Here is a 14,746-nt window from a genome sequence, read left to right as displayed (position 1 = left end):
GCCTGTTCAATCCATGCGGCGGAGCCAGATATAGGCGCGGCCGTCATTGTCCGAGAGCGACATGACCATCTTGTCGCCGTTCGGGCGGTAGTTCATCACCAGCCTGGAAGCGACGAGATGCACCTGCTTCTCGTTGATCTCATAGTCTTCGGTCTCGTCGGCGGACTCGAATCCGCTCGCCTTGCGATAGGTGAGCAGCTCCATTCCCTTGGTGAATTCCATCCGGTCGCCGCGATGGATGTCCTCGAAGCCGGTCGCGCCGGTGACTTCCCAGCGGCCGACCACGGCGAGGTGGCGCATCGCCTTGGGCAGTTCGCCGCCATAGCCGGAATAGAAGGCGGCCTGGGCGCGCATGTTGCCGACCAGCTTGGTCTCGTCGTCCATGCCGGGCAGCGATGCCGCCTCGATGCGGCCGGCCAGCCCATCGAGCAGGGCGAAGGCGGCCTTGGGGTTCTCGTTCTTGTGATAGGCGACCGAGGCGTCGCGCACCGCAAGGAACTCGTCGACCAGCAGATGCGCGGACTGGAGCGCCACGCTGGCCTTGCTTGCCGGCGCCAGGGCGGCGGCACGGTCGGTGCCGGGCGTACCGGTCTTGGCGTCCTTCCAGCTCACCGACACGTCGAGCACCGGCGTGCCGGCCGCGAGCTGGGCAGGGGGAAGGTCCTGGCGGTCCGATGCCTTGGCCAGCGTGGCGAAGATGCCGCCGCCATTGGTGCTCAGGAATACGGTGGGCACGCGGACGGTGATCGTGCCCTCGGCGGTTTCCTCCATCACATCGGCGGGGACGCCGAACACGCCCGAGATCCGGTAGCCGGCGGCGGGCTTGAGCGTGAGCGCGAGATCGTGCGCGACTTCGCTGCCCATCGTATCGAGTTGCTTGTCGAACACGCTGGCGACTTCGGCGGCGTCCGCGATGAAGAACAGGTTGCCGCCGCGGGTGCTCGACACCCTGGTGGCAAGCGCGGCATCGAACTGCACGCCGACGCCGATCGTGGTGAGGCCGATGCCCTTGTGCGAGGCTGCCTCGGCCATGCCCATGAAGCTTTCGGCGTCGGAGGCGCCGACATTGGGCTGCTCGTCGGTGAATAGCATCACGCGGGTGTTGCCCTTGAAGCCGGGCGCGTCGGCGATGGCGGTGTCATAGCCGAGGCGCAGGCCCGATTCCATGTTGGTCGCGCCGTCGATGTCGATGGCGCGGATCGCGGCTGCGATGCGATCGCGGTTGCCGGCGAAATCGAGCGGCTTCAGGTGCACATGCGCATCGTTTCCATAGAGGATGATCGACATCCGGTCGCCCGCCCGCATCTGGCCGAGGATCTTGAGCAGGCTCTGGCGAACCAGCTCGATCGGCTCGTTGGTCATCGAGCCGGACTGGTCGACCACCGCGACAAGGTTGAGCGGTTCGCGCTTCCATTGGCTGGCATCGAGGTTGGATGCGAAGCCGACGCCGACGAACAGCTTGTCGTCCGCGCGCAGCGGCAGGGCGGCGGGCATCGATTCGGCGACGATGCAGAAGAGCTGGCGGCAGGCGGTGCTGCTGGGAAGGGTGAGGTCGTGCTCGCCCATCAGCCCCTCGACGGTGAGCCCTCCGGGAAGCGGCAGGCCGGCAGAGGCGGCGGCCGTGCGGAAATGCTTGATGTCCTGCGCGCCGCCCTGGCGCACGCGCATCGAGCCGGTGACGATCAGCACCTCGGCATCCTGGCTCTGGTCCTGCTGATCATCCTGCGGCGGCGGGGTGCTGGTCTGGGCGAAGGCCGGCGAAAGCGGCAGCGCAAGCGCCGCAAGGGCGATGCCCGACACGAGGGACAGAGACTTCATGGCAGTCCTCCCATTTTATTGCGGGAGCAGAATAACCTATCCGGGCTGGATCATGAAGATGCTGCCACCGATGTCGACCAGATAGAGATTGCCGGCCGAATCCTCGCCAAAGGAGGACAGGCTGTTGATCGTTCCGGCATCCGGGGTGAAGTCGAGATTGCGGCGTTCGTAATTGGTGCTGGCGAAGAGCTGGCCCTGGACGAGCGAGGCGGCCGGTACGGTCCAGATATTGCCGCTGACGAAATCGCCGAAGACATAGCTGCCCTGGAGTGACGTGACCGGCCCGCGATAGACATAGCCGCCGATGATCGACGCGCCCTGCTTGGGGCCGGAGCCGTGGGTATATTGGGTGACCGGCGCGGTGAGCCCGGCGGGTGCGGTGCCGCTGAACGGATTGGTGCCCTCCAGGAACTTCCAGCCGAAATTGAGCCCGGGCTGGTTGGGGCGCGCGACGTTGACTTCCTCGATCGCGCCTTCGCCGACATCGCCGATATAGAGCCGGCCATCGGGACCGAAGCTGTTGCGGAACGGGTTGCGCAGGCCGATCGCGAAGACCCACGGATCGCCGCCGCCCGCGATATAGGGATTGCCCGGCGCCGGCATGTAATAGCTGGGCGCGGCCCCCGCATAGGGATCGGGATTGGGCGCGATGCGCAGGATCTTGCCGAGCCGTGAATTGGGGTTCTGGGCGTTGTTCGACGGATCGCCACCGCCGCCGCCATCGCCGATCCCGACATAAAGATTGCCGTCCGGCCCGAAGCCGAGCCAGCCGCCATTGTGATTGTTGTTGGTCGGATGCGGGATGCTGACGATGTCGATCTGTGGCCAGGACGTGCCGTTGCGGGCGATCCGCGAGATCACGATCGTGCCGTCGGTGACCGTGCGGTGGATGAAGAAGGGGCCGTCGGTGGCGGTGCCGGCCTGGGGCTGGACGCCCTGGCCGAGCTGGGGCTGCACCGCCAGGCCGAGCAGGCCGCGCTCGCCATCGGTGGACAGGCCGGTGATCGTGGTGAGCAGCGTCTTGGCGCCGGTGGCCGGATCGAGCAGCCAGATGCCGCCGCCCTTCTCCGTCACGATCACCCGGCTGTCATTGGGAATCGCGGAGACCATGACCGGCTGGGTGAAACCGGTGCCGACCCGCTTCACCGCAATGCCTTCGCGGCTGTTGGTGACGGTGACGGCCAGGTCCCGCGTCGACGAAAGCGTTCCGTCGCTGGCGCGGAGCTGGACCTGGTAGACATTGTCGGCATCCGCATCGGCCGGTGCTTCGAAATTGGGGGCGGCGACGAAGCTCAACGCGCCGGCCGCGGTGATCGCGAAGCGCGCGGCATCCGCGCCACCCGCAATCGTGAAGGTGATCGGATTGCCCTCGGCATCGGTCGCGGCCGCCTGATAGGCGGCGGTGGTGTTCTCCACCACGCTCGCGGTCGCGCCCGAGGTGAAGCTGGGAGCGGTATTGGTCGGAGTCGGCGTGGGCGTTGGCGCAGGACTACCGCCGCCACCTCCGCTGCTGCACGCGGTGACGAGAAGCAGGGCGGAGATGGTCGATAAGCTACGCATGGCCATCACCTTAGAAGCTATTGTTAAACTGGTGAGACGCGATTTCGCTCCGTGCCGCGGAAACGCGACCGTTTCGGGGTGATCGGACAATGTAAGATTTCGTTGCGCCGCAACATGGCTGTCATGATCCCGGGCCATCGGCCCTGATCAGGGGGCAGGGGAACGCTCCCGCAACAACAGGGAGCACATCATGTCCATCCGCTACGCGCTGCTCGCGCTTGCAAGCCCGATTGCCCTGCTCGCCGCCACCGACGCGGCCGCGCAGGAAGCCGCGCAGCCGGAAGCGGCCACGCAGAGCGAGGGCGGCGAGATCGTCGTCACCGCGCAGCTGGTCGAGCAGAAGCCGATGGACGTGCCGTTCGCGCTGACCGCGCTGCAGGGCCAGTTCCTCGACGACCTGGGCATCACCGAGTTCGACCGGCTTGGCCAGTTCATCCCGGGCTTCGACGTGCAGAATCAGTCGCCCAACAACCCCGGCTTCGTGATGCGCGGCATCACCTCGGACTCGGGCGCGGCCTATAACGAGCCGCGCGTCTCGGTTTTCCAGGACGGCGTTTCGATCTCCAAGTCGCGCGGCTCCTATGTCGAGCTGTTCGACATGGAGCGCGTCGAAGTCGCCAAGGGGCCGCAATCGACCCTTTATGGCCGCGGCGCGCTGATCGGCGCGGTCAACCTGGTCCAGGCCAAGGCCGACCCGAAGAACGCCTATGGCTATGTCTATGGGCAATACTCGAACTTCAACGGCTATCGCATCGACCAGACGGTGAACCTGCCGCTGAGCGACGATCTCGCCATCCGCGTCGCCAGCCGGATCAAGGAGCGCGACGGCTTTGTCACCAACCTGCTGGGCGGCGACGATTTCAACGGCATCAAGTCCGAGGCGGTGCGCGGATCGCTGCGCTGGGCGCCCGGCGCGCTCACCTTCGACCTGATCGGCAACTACCAGCACGACAAGGCGACCGGCACCTCGTTCAAGTCGATCGCCTACAATCCCACCAACCCGACCACCGGCGCGGTGATCGGCGATCGCGGGCGCAACAGCGGCGCGGCGCTGGCCAGCCCGTCGAGCTTCGAGCGCGGGCGGCCGCTGGGTCTCGACCGCGACGTGTGGGGCGTGACCGGCATCGCCAATTACGACTTCTCGCCCAACCTCTCGCTCAACGCGATCGGATCGTACCGCGAGTTCGCCGGCATCGAGATCTTCGACGCCGACGGCATCTCGCTGCCGGCGCTGACCGCGGCCGAGGACGCGCAGGGCGACCAGACCATGGGTACGCTGCGCCTGACCTGGAAGAACGACCGGATGACGGCGTTCTTCGGCGGCACCTATTTCCGCGAGAACGGCTTCCAGCGCGCGCCGTCGCAGTTCGACGAGCGCGTCGCCCTGGCCCGCCTGACCAACACGCTGAACGGCGGCGGCGCGATCCCGGGCCGCGCGGCGAGCGATCCGGCGCCGCTGGCGCTGTTCTCGAACACCGCCTTTACCGGCCAGCTGCTCCAGGGTGTGGCGGGTGCGTACGGCGTGGCGCTGCCCACCGCCCAGGTCCAGGCGATCGCGGCGAACCTCAAGTCGGCGCATCAGGAAACCACGACGAACTACGGACGCACCGAGAGCTGGGACCTGTTCGGCGATGTCAGTTTCAACGTCACCGAGCGGCTGGAACTGGGTGCCGGCCTGCGCTGGAGCCATGACGCGAAGACCACCGGCTTCTCCTCGGCAGTGAGCAACGGCCGCTCGATCCTGGGCGGGTTCATCGGTGCGCTCGGCCAGCCGGCGGCGACCCGCACCGCGCTGCTCGGCGCGCTGGCGGTGCCCGGTGCCGCGAACATCCCGACCTCGGCGCTCTATCCGGTGCCGCTGTTCGGGCTGGGGGCGCAGCCGACCGGCACCAACGGCCAGCTCTACAGCGCCGATCACAATGACAGCGGCTTCACCTGGCGCGCGGTCGCCAAGTACGAGCTTTCGCCCGAAGCGAACATCTACGCCAATTATGCGCGGGGCCGCCGTCCCGAGATCCTGGCCGTCGGCGCGCCTTCGGCCCCGGGCGGCGCGGCACGCTTCAACGTGCTGCCGTCCGAGACGGTGGACAGCTATGAGGCGGGCGTGAAGACCGCGCTCGCCAACCGCACGCTCTTCATCGACGGCTCGGTGTTCTATTATCGCTACTCGAACTTCCAGACGACCGAGCAGCAGGGCACGACCTTCGTCACGATCAATGCCGGCCGCGCCGAAAGCTATGGCTTCGAAGGGCAGGTCAACTGGCGCCCGGCCGACTGGGTCAACCTGTTCGGCAGCTATGCCTATAACCACAGCCGCTTCAGCGCCGGCGCGCGCGAGGGCAACCGCTTCCGCCTGTCGCCCGATCACAGCGCCGCGGTGGCGGTGCAGTTCAAGGTGCCGGCCGGCCCGGTGAAGATCGACTTCACCCCGAGCCTGACCTGGCAGTCCAAGGTGTTCTTCGACGACGACAACGACCTGCCGGCGCTGCAGGTGAACAACCTGGTACCCGACCTGGTGCAGGACGAGGTCCAGGGCAGCTATGCGCTGGTCGATGCGCGGCTCGGCTTCGAGACCGACAATGGCCGCTGGCGGATCGAGGGCTTCGTCACCAACGCCTTCAACCAGAAGTACATCAAGGACGCCGGCAACACCGGCGACGCGCTGGGCATGCCGACCTTCATCGCCGGCGAACCGCGCATCTATGGCATCGCCGCGAGCCTGAAGCTGGGCACGCGCTAACGGGTAAAAGGGGGAGCGCCCGGTATTCCGACAGGGAGCCGGGCGCTTATTTCTTCGGGGGCGGCTTTGGCTTGGTGGCGGGCCTGGGCTTGGCTGCGGCCCTGGGCTTGGGGGCGGCCCTGGCCGGTGGGGCGGCGCTGGCCAGCGTTTCCGGTGCGGGCTCGGGCTGTGTCACGGTGGCGGTCCGCGATATTGCCAGTGCTTCCTCCGCCACCGCGTTGGCGATCGCGGCATGGGCATCCATCAGGTCGTCGCTCATAGCCTGTCTCCTGCTGCCTGAGGCCGGCCTAGGCCGGGGCGAAGTGCTCGAGCGTGATCGCGCCCGTGGCATCGAGCTGCAGCCCGACTTCGCCGGGCTGGTCCGGCTCGCGCGCCGCGAAATGCGCCGTGCCGCCATCCTGGGCAAGGCGGGCGCGATCGAGCGAGGCACGGGTCAGGAACGCCTTGGCCTGATCGAGATGCGCATCGACCAGTGCCTGGCCCGCTGTGCCGGTCTCGCCGCGATAGCCGCCATGGACGACAAGCTGCCAGACGCCGCGCGACAGGCGGGGGAAGCCTATCCGGCGGCCCGTGCGGATCCATCCGGCGACCGCCCCGGCAACGGCTTCCGGCGCGACGAAGCCAGCGACCGCCGGGCAGTCGAGCGCATCGAACAGCATCGGCGCCAGCGCGGCGAGCGCGGCGCGGGCATCGTCGGCGCCCAGCGGGGAGCTGCCGGCGGTGAGCGCGAGGAACGCGCCCAGATAGTCGACGAACTCGACCGGACCATAGGCCCAGTCGATGGCGAAGCGGGCCGCGGCCTTCTGCGCCGCGGCGGTCGGTGCGCCATCGGCGGCGAGCTGCGCCTTGAGGTCGAGCAGCGCGATCCGATCGCCGAGCGACAGCGCCTGGAACAGCGGCGCGCCCGCCACGCCGAGCGACTTGAGCAGCGTATCGACCGCGGCGAGATCGGCGGCGGTGTACAGCGCCTCGCCCGCCAGCAGCGTTTGCGCGGCGGCGGTGGTGGCGGCGTCCTCGCTGCCTGCCTCCACCGCCATCAGCAGGCGCAGGTCGGCTGCGGACAGCGCGATCAGCCGCGCCGCGCCCGCCAGCAGCCCGAGTTTGGGCAGTAGCACCAGCGGCATGCCGTGCAGCCCCTGCTGGGCGGCGACGACGAGCGCCATCTCGTCGTCAAAGGCATAGACGCGCGGTGCCTGGATCGCGTGGGCGAGCCATTCATTGCCGCCGTCGATGCAGCTCAGCACGAGCAAAGCGGGCTGCGACAGACCCGCCGGCTGGAAGACCGGCTTGGATGCGACGATCAGTGTCATCCCGGTTTCTCCTCAGGCGCTGGGAAAGCCCTTGAGCGCGGTGGCGGCGGCTTCGCAGATCGTCGCATAGCTCCGCACCGCGGTGTCGAGCGTGGCCTGCGCCGCGGCGAGCGTTTCCCGCGCGCCGGCATCGCCCTCGAGCATCTGCGCCATCGCCACGCCGATCGCGGTGGTCGAGACGGTGGAGATGTTGCGCAGCATGTCGGTCGCGTCCTGCACCGCGATCGCGGCGGAGGCGGCGACCGACTGATAGGCGCGCCCGGCTCCGCCCGACAGCAGCACCTGCTGGCCGAGCGTGGCAAGCTGGGTCTGGCTTATCGCGTCGAGGATGGCGGGATCGACCCCGGGCGCCTGCGGCGCGGTTTCGGTTTCGTCGGCCATGGCTCAGCCCTCCTTGCTGGCGCGCGGGGTGGCGGCTGGGGCAGGAGGGGACGGGGGCACGGGTGCCGGCGCGACGAGCCGGCGCGCGGCGAGGATGCGCGTGCAGGCCGCGGTGGCGGCCGCCGCGCCCGATATCGCCGATTGCTGGTGGCGATGGACCGCGCCGTGGAGAAGCGTGCCCAGCGCATGCGCGGCGGCGAGGTCGACCATCGCCTGTGCGCCGGCCGGCGCCTGGCCGACGACCAGCGTGCTGGTGGAGGCGATGGAATCGACCACCTGGGCGTTCAACGTTGAGCTCATGATCGTGCTCCTGGGCGCGGTGTCCGGCTCAGGCCGACAGGATGTCGTGCGTCGCGATGCCGCTGGTCGTGGTGTCCAGCGAATAGAGCGTCGCCACGCCCATCGTCGTCGCGGCCTGGGCCGTTACATAGTTCTGCTGCTGGGCGTTGGTGGCGTTGTGCGCGGCATTGGCCAGCGCCTGCGCCGTCGCCTGGTAGAGATTGCCGAGCGCGATGGCCGGGGCATCGCCGAGCACCTTGACGTTGGCCTGGGTGACGCTGTCGGTGATCTGGTCGTTGACCGAAGTGGGGAATGCCATCTTCCTGTTCCTTTCTGCGTTCAGGCCGCCGGGCGAAGGGCGTGGAGAAGATCCGTCAGCTCGACGCCTTCGGCGGTGTCGAGCGAATAGAGGGTGGTCACGCTCATCGTCGTGGCCGCCTGGGCGGTGACCCAGCTCTGCTGCTGGGCGGTGGTGGCGTTGTGCGCGGCGTTGGACAGCGCCTGCGAAGTGGCGACGAACAGATTGCCCATCGCGATCGCCGGGGCGTCGCCCAGCACCTTGGTGTTCGCCTGGGTGACGCTGTCGGTGATCTGGCTGTTGATTGCCGTGGGAAATGCCATGGGAGCTTCCTTCCTGGGCTGGTCTGGGGCGGGGTAGGCGGGCGATCAGGCGGGGCGGGCAGCGAGGGAAAGACGCGCACCCAAGCCGATGGAATCGACGACCTGACTGTCGAACCGGTTCTTCTCGGCCATCGCGATCCTCCCCTCTGGCGACAGATGGCGGATCCGTGGATCCGCAATGCAGCAGCCAAATATCTGCAACGTTTCAAATGAGCTCGTGTCTTGTGCAAGACTCGAATCGTCATTCAGCAAGTTGCGGGGCCGAAACTATTCCACGGAAGTGGATTTGCAAGCTGGATTATATAATTGACGTGCCGTTCATATATTTGATGAAAATGGCGCCATTTCGGTTTGAATAGTTTATTTCATCGATGTGCATGATGATGGCAAAGAAAAGGGCGCCGGGATCGGATCTCGGCGCCCTTTTTCCTTTAGTCCCGCTGGCTTACCAGACGTGGACGCGCTCCTCGGGCGGCAAATACAGCTTGTCGCCGGGCTTCACGCCGAACGCGGCATACCATTCGTCCATGTTCCGGACGATGCCGTTGACCCGATATTCCTCCGGGCTGTGCGGATTGGAGAGCAGCTGGGCGCGCAGCGCGCCTTCGCGCGCCTTGCCCTGCCAGCTCTGCGCATAGGCGAGGAAGAAGCGCTGGTCGCCGGTATAGCCGTCGATCACTACGGGCTCGCCGTGGCGCGACACGTAGCGGCGATAGGCGGCGTACGCCGCCTCGAGCCCGCCCAGGTCGCCGAGATTCTCGCCCAGGGTCAGCTGGCCCTTGATATGGACGCCGGGGATCGGCTCGTAGCTGTCGAACTGCTTGACCAGTGCCTGGGCATGCGCGGTGTAGCGATCGGCGGATTCCTTGGTCCACCAGTCGCGCAGCTTGCCGCTTGCGTCATATTGGCGACCCTCGTCGTCGAAGCCGTGGCCCATCTCATGGCCGATCGTCGCGCCGGTCTCGCCATAGTTCACTGCCGGGTCCGCCGCCGGATCGAAGAAGGGCGGCTGGAGCTGGGCAGCGGGGAAGGTGACCTGGTTGAGGACCGGGTCATAATAGGCGTTCACGGTCTGCGGCGTCATGTCCCACAGCGTGCGGTCGACCGGCTTGCCGAGGCGCGACAGCTGGAGGTTCCAGTCGAACCGCTCCGAGGCGAGGCTGTTGGCCAGCGGATCGGTGCGGCTGACCGGCATCGCCGAATAGTCGATATATTTCACCGGTCCGCCCAGGCGCGGATCGAAGGCGGCGAGCTTGGCGAGCGCTTCCTTGCGGGTGGGTTCGTCCATCCATTTGGCGGCGTTGATCTTGTCGGCATAGGCGGCCCGCAGGTCCTCGACCAGCTCATTGGCCTGGGCGGCGGCTTCCCTGGTCCAGTGGCGCTCGGCGTAGATCTTGCCGATCGCTTCGCCGAGGCTGCCGTCGAGCAGCCGCACGCCGCGCTTCCAGCGCGGGGACTGGCTCTTCACATCGTTGAGCGTGCGGCTGTAGAAATCGAAACGGGCGTCGTCGAACGCCTTTGGCAGATACTGGGCGTGGTCGCTGACGAAGCGATAGGCGAGCCAGTCCTTCCAGGTGGCGAGCGGCACATCGGCCATGCGCTTGCCGGCGGCGGTGACGGCGGTGGTCTCGCGCACCACCACGGTCGGCATCTTCGCCAGGCCCATATGCGCCAGCGTCGCGTCCCAGTCGAACTCCGGGGCGAGCTTCGCCAGCTGGGCGCGGGTCATCGGGTTATAGGTTTTCTGGGGATCGCGGCGCGCCTCGGGCGTCCACTGGTCCTGCGCCAGCCTGGTCTCGAGCGCCAGGATCGCGTCGGCCTTGGCCTCGGCATCGGGAATGCCGGCGAGCTGCTGGATCTTCACGACATAGGCGCGATAGGCCTTGCGGATCGTGTCGTATTTCTCGCCCTGCAGCAGGTAATAGTCGCGGGTCGGCAGGCCGAGGCGCGCCTGGCCGGCCATCACGGTGTACTGGGTCGGGTTCTTCTCGTCGGCCGAGATGCCGATGCCGATCGGCGCGGCATAACCCGGCTCGGCCATCAGCAGGTTGAGCGCCTTGCGGTCGTTCACCACGGCGATCCGCCCGAGATAGGGCTTGAGCGGTGCGGTGCCGCGCGCCTCGATCCCGGCCTCGTCCATCCAGGCGGCGTAGAAGTCGCTGACCTGGCGCATCACCGGATCCACGGGGTGCGCGCCGGCGCCCTCGACCAGGGTGCGGACCTCGACCTCGGTCTCGTCGGGCAGGTCGTAATTATAGCCGGCGCGCGACTTGTCCGGCGCGATCGGCGCGTCGCGCAGCCAGCTGCCTTCGGCGAAGCGGAAGAAGTCGTCGCCCGGCTTCACGCTCTTGTCCATCGTCGCATAGTCGACGCCCCAGGTCCCGTATTTGGGCTTGGCAGGCGCGGTCTGGGCAAGGGCAGGCGCGGCGAGCGCGGACGTGCCGAGCAGCAGCGCGGCGGCGGCGAGACGGGATAGACGCATGCGGGGAAACCTCCGGGTGATGCAGCGGGCTATCACACCGGAACCGGCCCGATCAATCGCTCCCGGCGTACCGCGCAGTACGGCAAATGTTTCCGAAAAATGTCCCCGAACGAAGCTTCGTCCCGGATCGGTTCTATAAAGTCAAAATTACAAGAATTGCGCATTTAATGGGGAAGGGGCCGAAGTGAAATTACGTTACCTGTTGCTTGCCTTCGCGGCGAGCTGTGCTGCTACGCCTGCGCTGGCGCAGACCGAGACCGCGCCGAAGGAAACCGACGCGGCCAAGCCGGCCAAGCCCGCGACGCAGGATGTGTTCTCGACCGGTGTCGCCAAGGGGCGTGACCGGCTCGACAGCGCGACCTCGACCAGCGCGCTCAAGGCGAGCGAGATCGAGAAGCTCGGGCCGCGTCCGCTTGGCGATATCCTGCGCACCATGCCCGGCCTGCGCGTCGAATCCGCGATCGGCGAGGGCAATGCCAACTACACCGTGCGCGGCCTGCCGCTTGCGGCTGGCGGCTCCAAGTACATGCAGCTGCAGGAAGACGGCCTGCCGGCGCTCGAGTTCGGCGACTTCTTCAACTTCGGCGGCGACGTGTTCCTGCGCGCGGACTTCAACCTGGCGGCGGTGGAATCGATCCGCGGCGGCTCGGCCTCGACCTTCGCCTCGGACTCGCCGGGCGGCCTGATCAACCTGATCTCGAAGACCGGCGATCAGCCGGGCGGCGCGGTGCAGGTCACCCGCGGGCTCGACTATGGCGAGAACCGCATCGATGCGGACTATGGCGCGAAGTTCAGCGAGAATCTCCGCTTCCATGTCGGCGGCTTCTATCGCTGGGGCGAGGGTCCGCGCGAGATCGGCTTCACCGGCTATCGCGGCGGCCAGATCAAGTTCAACGTCACCCGCCAGTTCAGCAACGGCTATATCCGGCTGAACGCGAAGTATCTCGACGATCGCTCGCCGACCTTCGCGCCCTATTATTTCAAGCTGACCGGCACCGATGCCAATCCGGTGATCGCCAACTTGGCGAATTTCGACATTCGCAGCGACTCGGTGCTCTCGCCGAACATCAGCCCGGTGACGACGCTGGACGGCAAGAACCAGCTGCACCGCTTCCCGGTGAAGGACGGCATGCATCCCAAGTCCAAGTCGATCGGGCTCGAGGCCCAGTTCGACTTCGGCGGCTGGACGATCAGCGAGAAGGCGCGCTTCTCGAAGAACTCGGGCGACTTCCTGCGCGTCTTCGCCAATAGCGCGGACACGGTGGCGAACTTCGCCGCGTCGCAGGGCGGCGCCGGCGCCACCGCGCGCTATGCCACCGGCCCCAAGGCCGGCCAGCTGGTCCCCGCGAACGCCAATGGCAACGGCCTGCTCGCGCTCTACTACATGGCCGAGACCCGCGCCCGCTCGCTCGACAACTTCACCAACGACCTGCGTGCCACCCGCGTCTGGGGCGTCGGCAAGGGCAAGCTGACGATGACGGCCGGCGTCTACAAGGCGATCCAGACGCTCAATTCCGAGTGGCTCCACTCGGCGATCGACGTCGATGTCGCCGGCAATGGCGAGACTGCGATGGTCAACATCTTCAACGCCGCCGGCGTGGCCCAGACCCAGGACGGCTTCTACGCCTATGGCCGGGGCCGCAGCAGCAAGTTCCGCCGCATCTTCGACGTGAAGTATGATGTCACCGCGCCCTATGGCTCGGTCAACTATCATGTCGGCAAGGTCGCGATCGGCGGCAGCCTGCGCTACGACATCGGCAAGGTGCGCGGGTCGCTCTACGGCGCTGATCTGGGCGGTCGGGGCACCGGGCTGATCTCGTACGACGTCAATGGCGACGGTACGCTGAGCGTGCCCGAGCGCAGCGTCGCCTGGCTGCCGCTGAGCCAGCCGGCGCCAGTGAACTATGACTATGGCTATCTGAGCTATTCGGCCGGCATCAACTACCGCGTCGCCGAGCCCTTCTCGCTGTTCGCCCGCTACAGCAAGGGCGGGCGCGCCAATGCCGACAAGATCCTGTTCACCCCGGTGGTGAGCACGACCGATGGCAGTGTGGCGAATGACAGCGACAAATATGACGCGGTTCGCCAGCTGGAAGGCGGCTTCAAGTTCCGCAAGGGCGGCGCCAATTTCAACGCCACCGCCTTCCTCGCGCATGCCGATGATCACAATGTGCTCAACGGCTCGGCCAACCAGACCATCCGCAGCTACCGGGCCTATGGCCTGGAGATGGAAGGCGGCTTCCGCCGGGGTGCGTTCAGCATCACCGCGGGCGCGACCTATACCAAGGCGAAGATCACCGAGGACAAGCTCGACTCGACGCTGACCGGCAAGGAACCGCGCCACCAGCCGGCCTGGGCCTTCGAGGCGACGCCGCAGTTCGAGACGAAGCACTTCACCGTGGGTGCGAACGTGGTGGGCCTGACCAGCAGCTATGCGCAGGACAGCAACCTGCTGCGCATGCCGGGCTTCACCGTGGTCAACGCGTTCCTGCAGGTTCGCCCGCTGCCGCGGGTCCAGCTGATGCTCAACGCGAACAACCTGTTCGACAAGATCGGCTTCTTCGAGATCTCGCAGAGCACGGTGCCCGCCAACGGCATCGGCTCGGGCCGCGCGATCAACGGGCGGACGATCTCGGGTTCGCTGCGCTACGACTTCTGAGGCGCGGCGTATGGGGGGAGGGGCGCTCGGGAGACCGGGCGCCCCTTTTTCATGTCCTCGCGATCAGGCGGCGCCGAGCTTGCGCGCCGCTTCGAGCAGTTCGGTGGGGAACATCGCGACGATCGTCGAATTATGCTCGACGCCGATCTCGGTGAGCGTCTGCAGGCGGCGCAGCTCGAGTGCGCCCGGGCTGGCGGCGATGACGTTCGCGGCATCGGCGAGGGTGCGGGCGGCTTCCTGCTCGCCCTCGGCCTTGATGATGCGGGCGCGCTTCTCGCGGATCGCTTCGGCCTCCTTGGCGATCGCACGCTGCATCTGGGACGGGATGTCGAGGTCCTTGATCTCGACGGCGTCGATCGCGACGCCCCAGCGCTCGCAGGTCTGGGCGAGCAGTTCGAGCAGGCGCTGGTTGATCGCGGTGCGGTCCTTGAGCATCCGGTCGAGGTCGCTCTGGCCGATCGCGTCGCGCATCGCGGTCTCGGCGGCCTGGATCACCGCGCTGCGCCAGTCGGCGACGGTGGTGACGACGCGCTCTGCCTGGGCGGCGCGGAACCAGAGTACCGCGTTGACGCGCACCGCGACGCCGTCGCGGGTGACCGTCTCCTGCGTGTCGAGCGCCCAGGTGAGGGTGCGCAGGTCGACCTTCACGATGCGGTCGGCCAGCGGGATGCGCCAGAACCAGCCCGGCCCCTTGGTCTCGTGGAGCCGGCCGAGGCGGAAGACGACGCCGCGCTCATATTCCTGGTTGATGCCGAAAGAATTCAACGCAAACGCAAGCACGATCACCCCGATCGGGGCGAGAATTACCAGCGATGTCGGGAGCATTTCGAATGCCTTCGATGCCGCTTGCACGCGGCGAGGTGCGGCGAGTGCCGCGAGGACGTCATTTACGCTCG

General features: G+C 67.1%; 13 protein-coding genes. 2 read left to right on the top strand and 11 right to left on the bottom strand.

Translation table 11 applies throughout. The features are described from left to right. Window positions 1-6: 6 nt before the first annotated feature. Window positions 7-1,818: a VWA domain-containing protein gene (locus tag HNP52_RS17595; protein WP_184168913.1), complete on the bottom strand. Its 1,812-nt coding sequence runs from the start codon at window positions 1,816-1,818 to the stop codon at window positions 7-9. A gap of 36 nt (window positions 1,819-1,854) precedes the next feature. After that, window positions 1,855-3,378, bottom strand: a complete 1,524-nt coding sequence (locus HNP52_RS17590; protein WP_184168912.1) for a sorbosone dehydrogenase family protein — start codon at window positions 3,376-3,378, stop codon at window positions 1,855-1,857. A 190-nt stretch (window positions 3,379-3,568) separates the two neighbouring features. On the opposite strand from HNP52_RS17590, the gene HNP52_RS17585 reads away from it, so the two are divergent. Then, window positions 3,569-6,118: a TonB-dependent receptor gene (locus HNP52_RS17585; protein ID WP_184168911.1), complete on the top strand. Its 2,550-nt coding sequence runs from the start codon at window positions 3,569-3,571 to the stop codon at window positions 6,116-6,118. Window positions 6,119-6,164: 46 nt separating this feature from the next. Here HNP52_RS17585 and HNP52_RS17580 read toward each other — a convergent pair whose 3' ends face one another. The 8 genes from HNP52_RS17580 to HNP52_RS17545 form a co-directional block, all read right to left on the bottom strand. Continuing rightward, complete coding sequence (locus HNP52_RS17580) at window positions 6,165-6,377, bottom strand: hypothetical protein (protein ID WP_184168910.1); 213 nt, start codon at window positions 6,375-6,377, stop codon at window positions 6,165-6,167. 28 nt (window positions 6,378-6,405) lie between these two features. Beyond that, window positions 6,406-7,428, bottom strand: coding sequence for a hypothetical protein (locus HNP52_RS17575; RefSeq protein ID WP_184168909.1), 1,023 nt, complete (start codon window positions 7,426-7,428; stop codon window positions 6,406-6,408). 12 nt (window positions 7,429-7,440) lie between these two features. Continuing rightward, on the bottom strand, window positions 7,441-7,809 hold the full coding sequence (locus HNP52_RS17570; RefSeq protein WP_184168908.1) for a hypothetical protein: 369 nt from the start codon (window positions 7,807-7,809) through the stop codon (window positions 7,441-7,443). Between the two features lie 3 nt (window positions 7,810-7,812). Continuing rightward, entirely contained in the window at window positions 7,813-8,109 is a 297-nt protein-coding gene (locus tag HNP52_RS17565) for a RebB family R body protein (protein WP_184168907.1), read from the bottom strand. Window positions 8,110-8,137: 28 nt separating this feature from the next. Next, a complete protein-coding gene (locus HNP52_RS17560; protein ID WP_184168906.1) occupies window positions 8,138-8,407 on the bottom strand; it encodes a RebB family R body protein in 270 nt (89 codons plus the stop codon). A gap of 20 nt (window positions 8,408-8,427) precedes the next feature. Further along, on the bottom strand, window positions 8,428-8,709 hold the full coding sequence (locus HNP52_RS17555) for a RebB family R body protein (protein WP_184168905.1): 282 nt from the start codon (window positions 8,707-8,709) through the stop codon (window positions 8,428-8,430). Window positions 8,710-8,754: 45 nt separating this feature from the next. After that, window positions 8,755-8,961: a hypothetical protein gene (locus HNP52_RS17550; protein ID WP_184168904.1), complete on the bottom strand. Its 207-nt coding sequence runs from the start codon at window positions 8,959-8,961 to the stop codon at window positions 8,755-8,757. 193 nt (window positions 8,962-9,154) lie between these two features. Further along, on the bottom strand, window positions 9,155-11,191 hold the full coding sequence (locus tag HNP52_RS17545; RefSeq protein ID WP_184168903.1) for a M13 family metallopeptidase: 2,037 nt from the start codon (window positions 11,189-11,191) through the stop codon (window positions 9,155-9,157). A 184-nt stretch (window positions 11,192-11,375) separates the two neighbouring features. Between HNP52_RS17545 and HNP52_RS17540 the strand changes: the two genes are divergently transcribed. Then, entirely contained in the window at window positions 11,376-13,850 is a 2,475-nt protein-coding gene (locus tag HNP52_RS17540; RefSeq protein WP_184168902.1) for a TonB-dependent receptor domain-containing protein, read from the top strand. Between the two features lie 63 nt (window positions 13,851-13,913). Here the strand turns inward: HNP52_RS17540 and HNP52_RS17535 are convergent, their stop codons facing one another. After that, a complete protein-coding gene (locus HNP52_RS17535) occupies window positions 13,914-14,615 on the bottom strand; it encodes an SPFH domain-containing protein (RefSeq protein WP_260396203.1) in 702 nt (233 codons plus the stop codon). Window positions 14,616-14,746: the final 131 nt, after the last annotated feature.

Source organism: Sphingomonas kyeonggiensis, from assembly GCF_014204495.1.
GTDB lineage: Bacteria > Pseudomonadota > Alphaproteobacteria > Sphingomonadales > Sphingomonadaceae > Sphingomonas > Sphingomonas kyeonggiensis_A.
This window is presented reverse-complemented; position numbering and strand designations above follow the sequence as displayed.

Bases quoted from the DNA above. Each gene is read 5' to 3' on its own strand.
- HNP52_RS17595 (WP_184168913.1), bottom strand. From the start codon at position 1,818: ATGAAGTCTCTGTCCCTCGTGTCGGGCATCGCCCTTGCGGCGCTTGCG.
- HNP52_RS17590 (WP_184168912.1), bottom strand. From the start codon at position 3,378: ATGCGTAGCTTATCGACCATCTCCGCCCTGCTTCTCGTCACCGCGTGC.
- HNP52_RS17585 (WP_184168911.1), top strand. From the start codon at position 3,569: ATGTCCATCCGCTACGCGCTGCTCGCGCTTGCAAGCCCGATTGCCCTG.
- HNP52_RS17580 (WP_184168910.1), bottom strand. From the start codon at position 6,377: ATGAGCGACGACCTGATGGATGCCCATGCCGCGATCGCCAACGCGGTG.
- HNP52_RS17575 (WP_184168909.1), bottom strand. From the start codon at position 7,428: ATGACACTGATCGTCGCATCCAAGCCGGTCTTCCAGCCGGCGGGTCTG.
- HNP52_RS17570 (WP_184168908.1), bottom strand. From the start codon at position 7,809: ATGGCCGACGAAACCGAAACCGCGCCGCAGGCGCCCGGGGTCGATCCC.
- HNP52_RS17565 (WP_184168907.1), bottom strand. From the start codon at position 8,109: ATGAGCTCAACGTTGAACGCCCAGGTGGTCGATTCCATCGCCTCCACC.
- HNP52_RS17560 (WP_184168906.1), bottom strand. From the start codon at position 8,407: ATGGCATTCCCCACTTCGGTCAACGACCAGATCACCGACAGCGTCACC.
- HNP52_RS17555 (WP_184168905.1), bottom strand. From the start codon at position 8,709: ATGGCATTTCCCACGGCAATCAACAGCCAGATCACCGACAGCGTCACC.
- HNP52_RS17545 (WP_184168903.1), bottom strand. From the start codon at position 11,191: ATGCGTCTATCCCGTCTCGCCGCCGCCGCGCTGCTGCTCGGCACGTCC.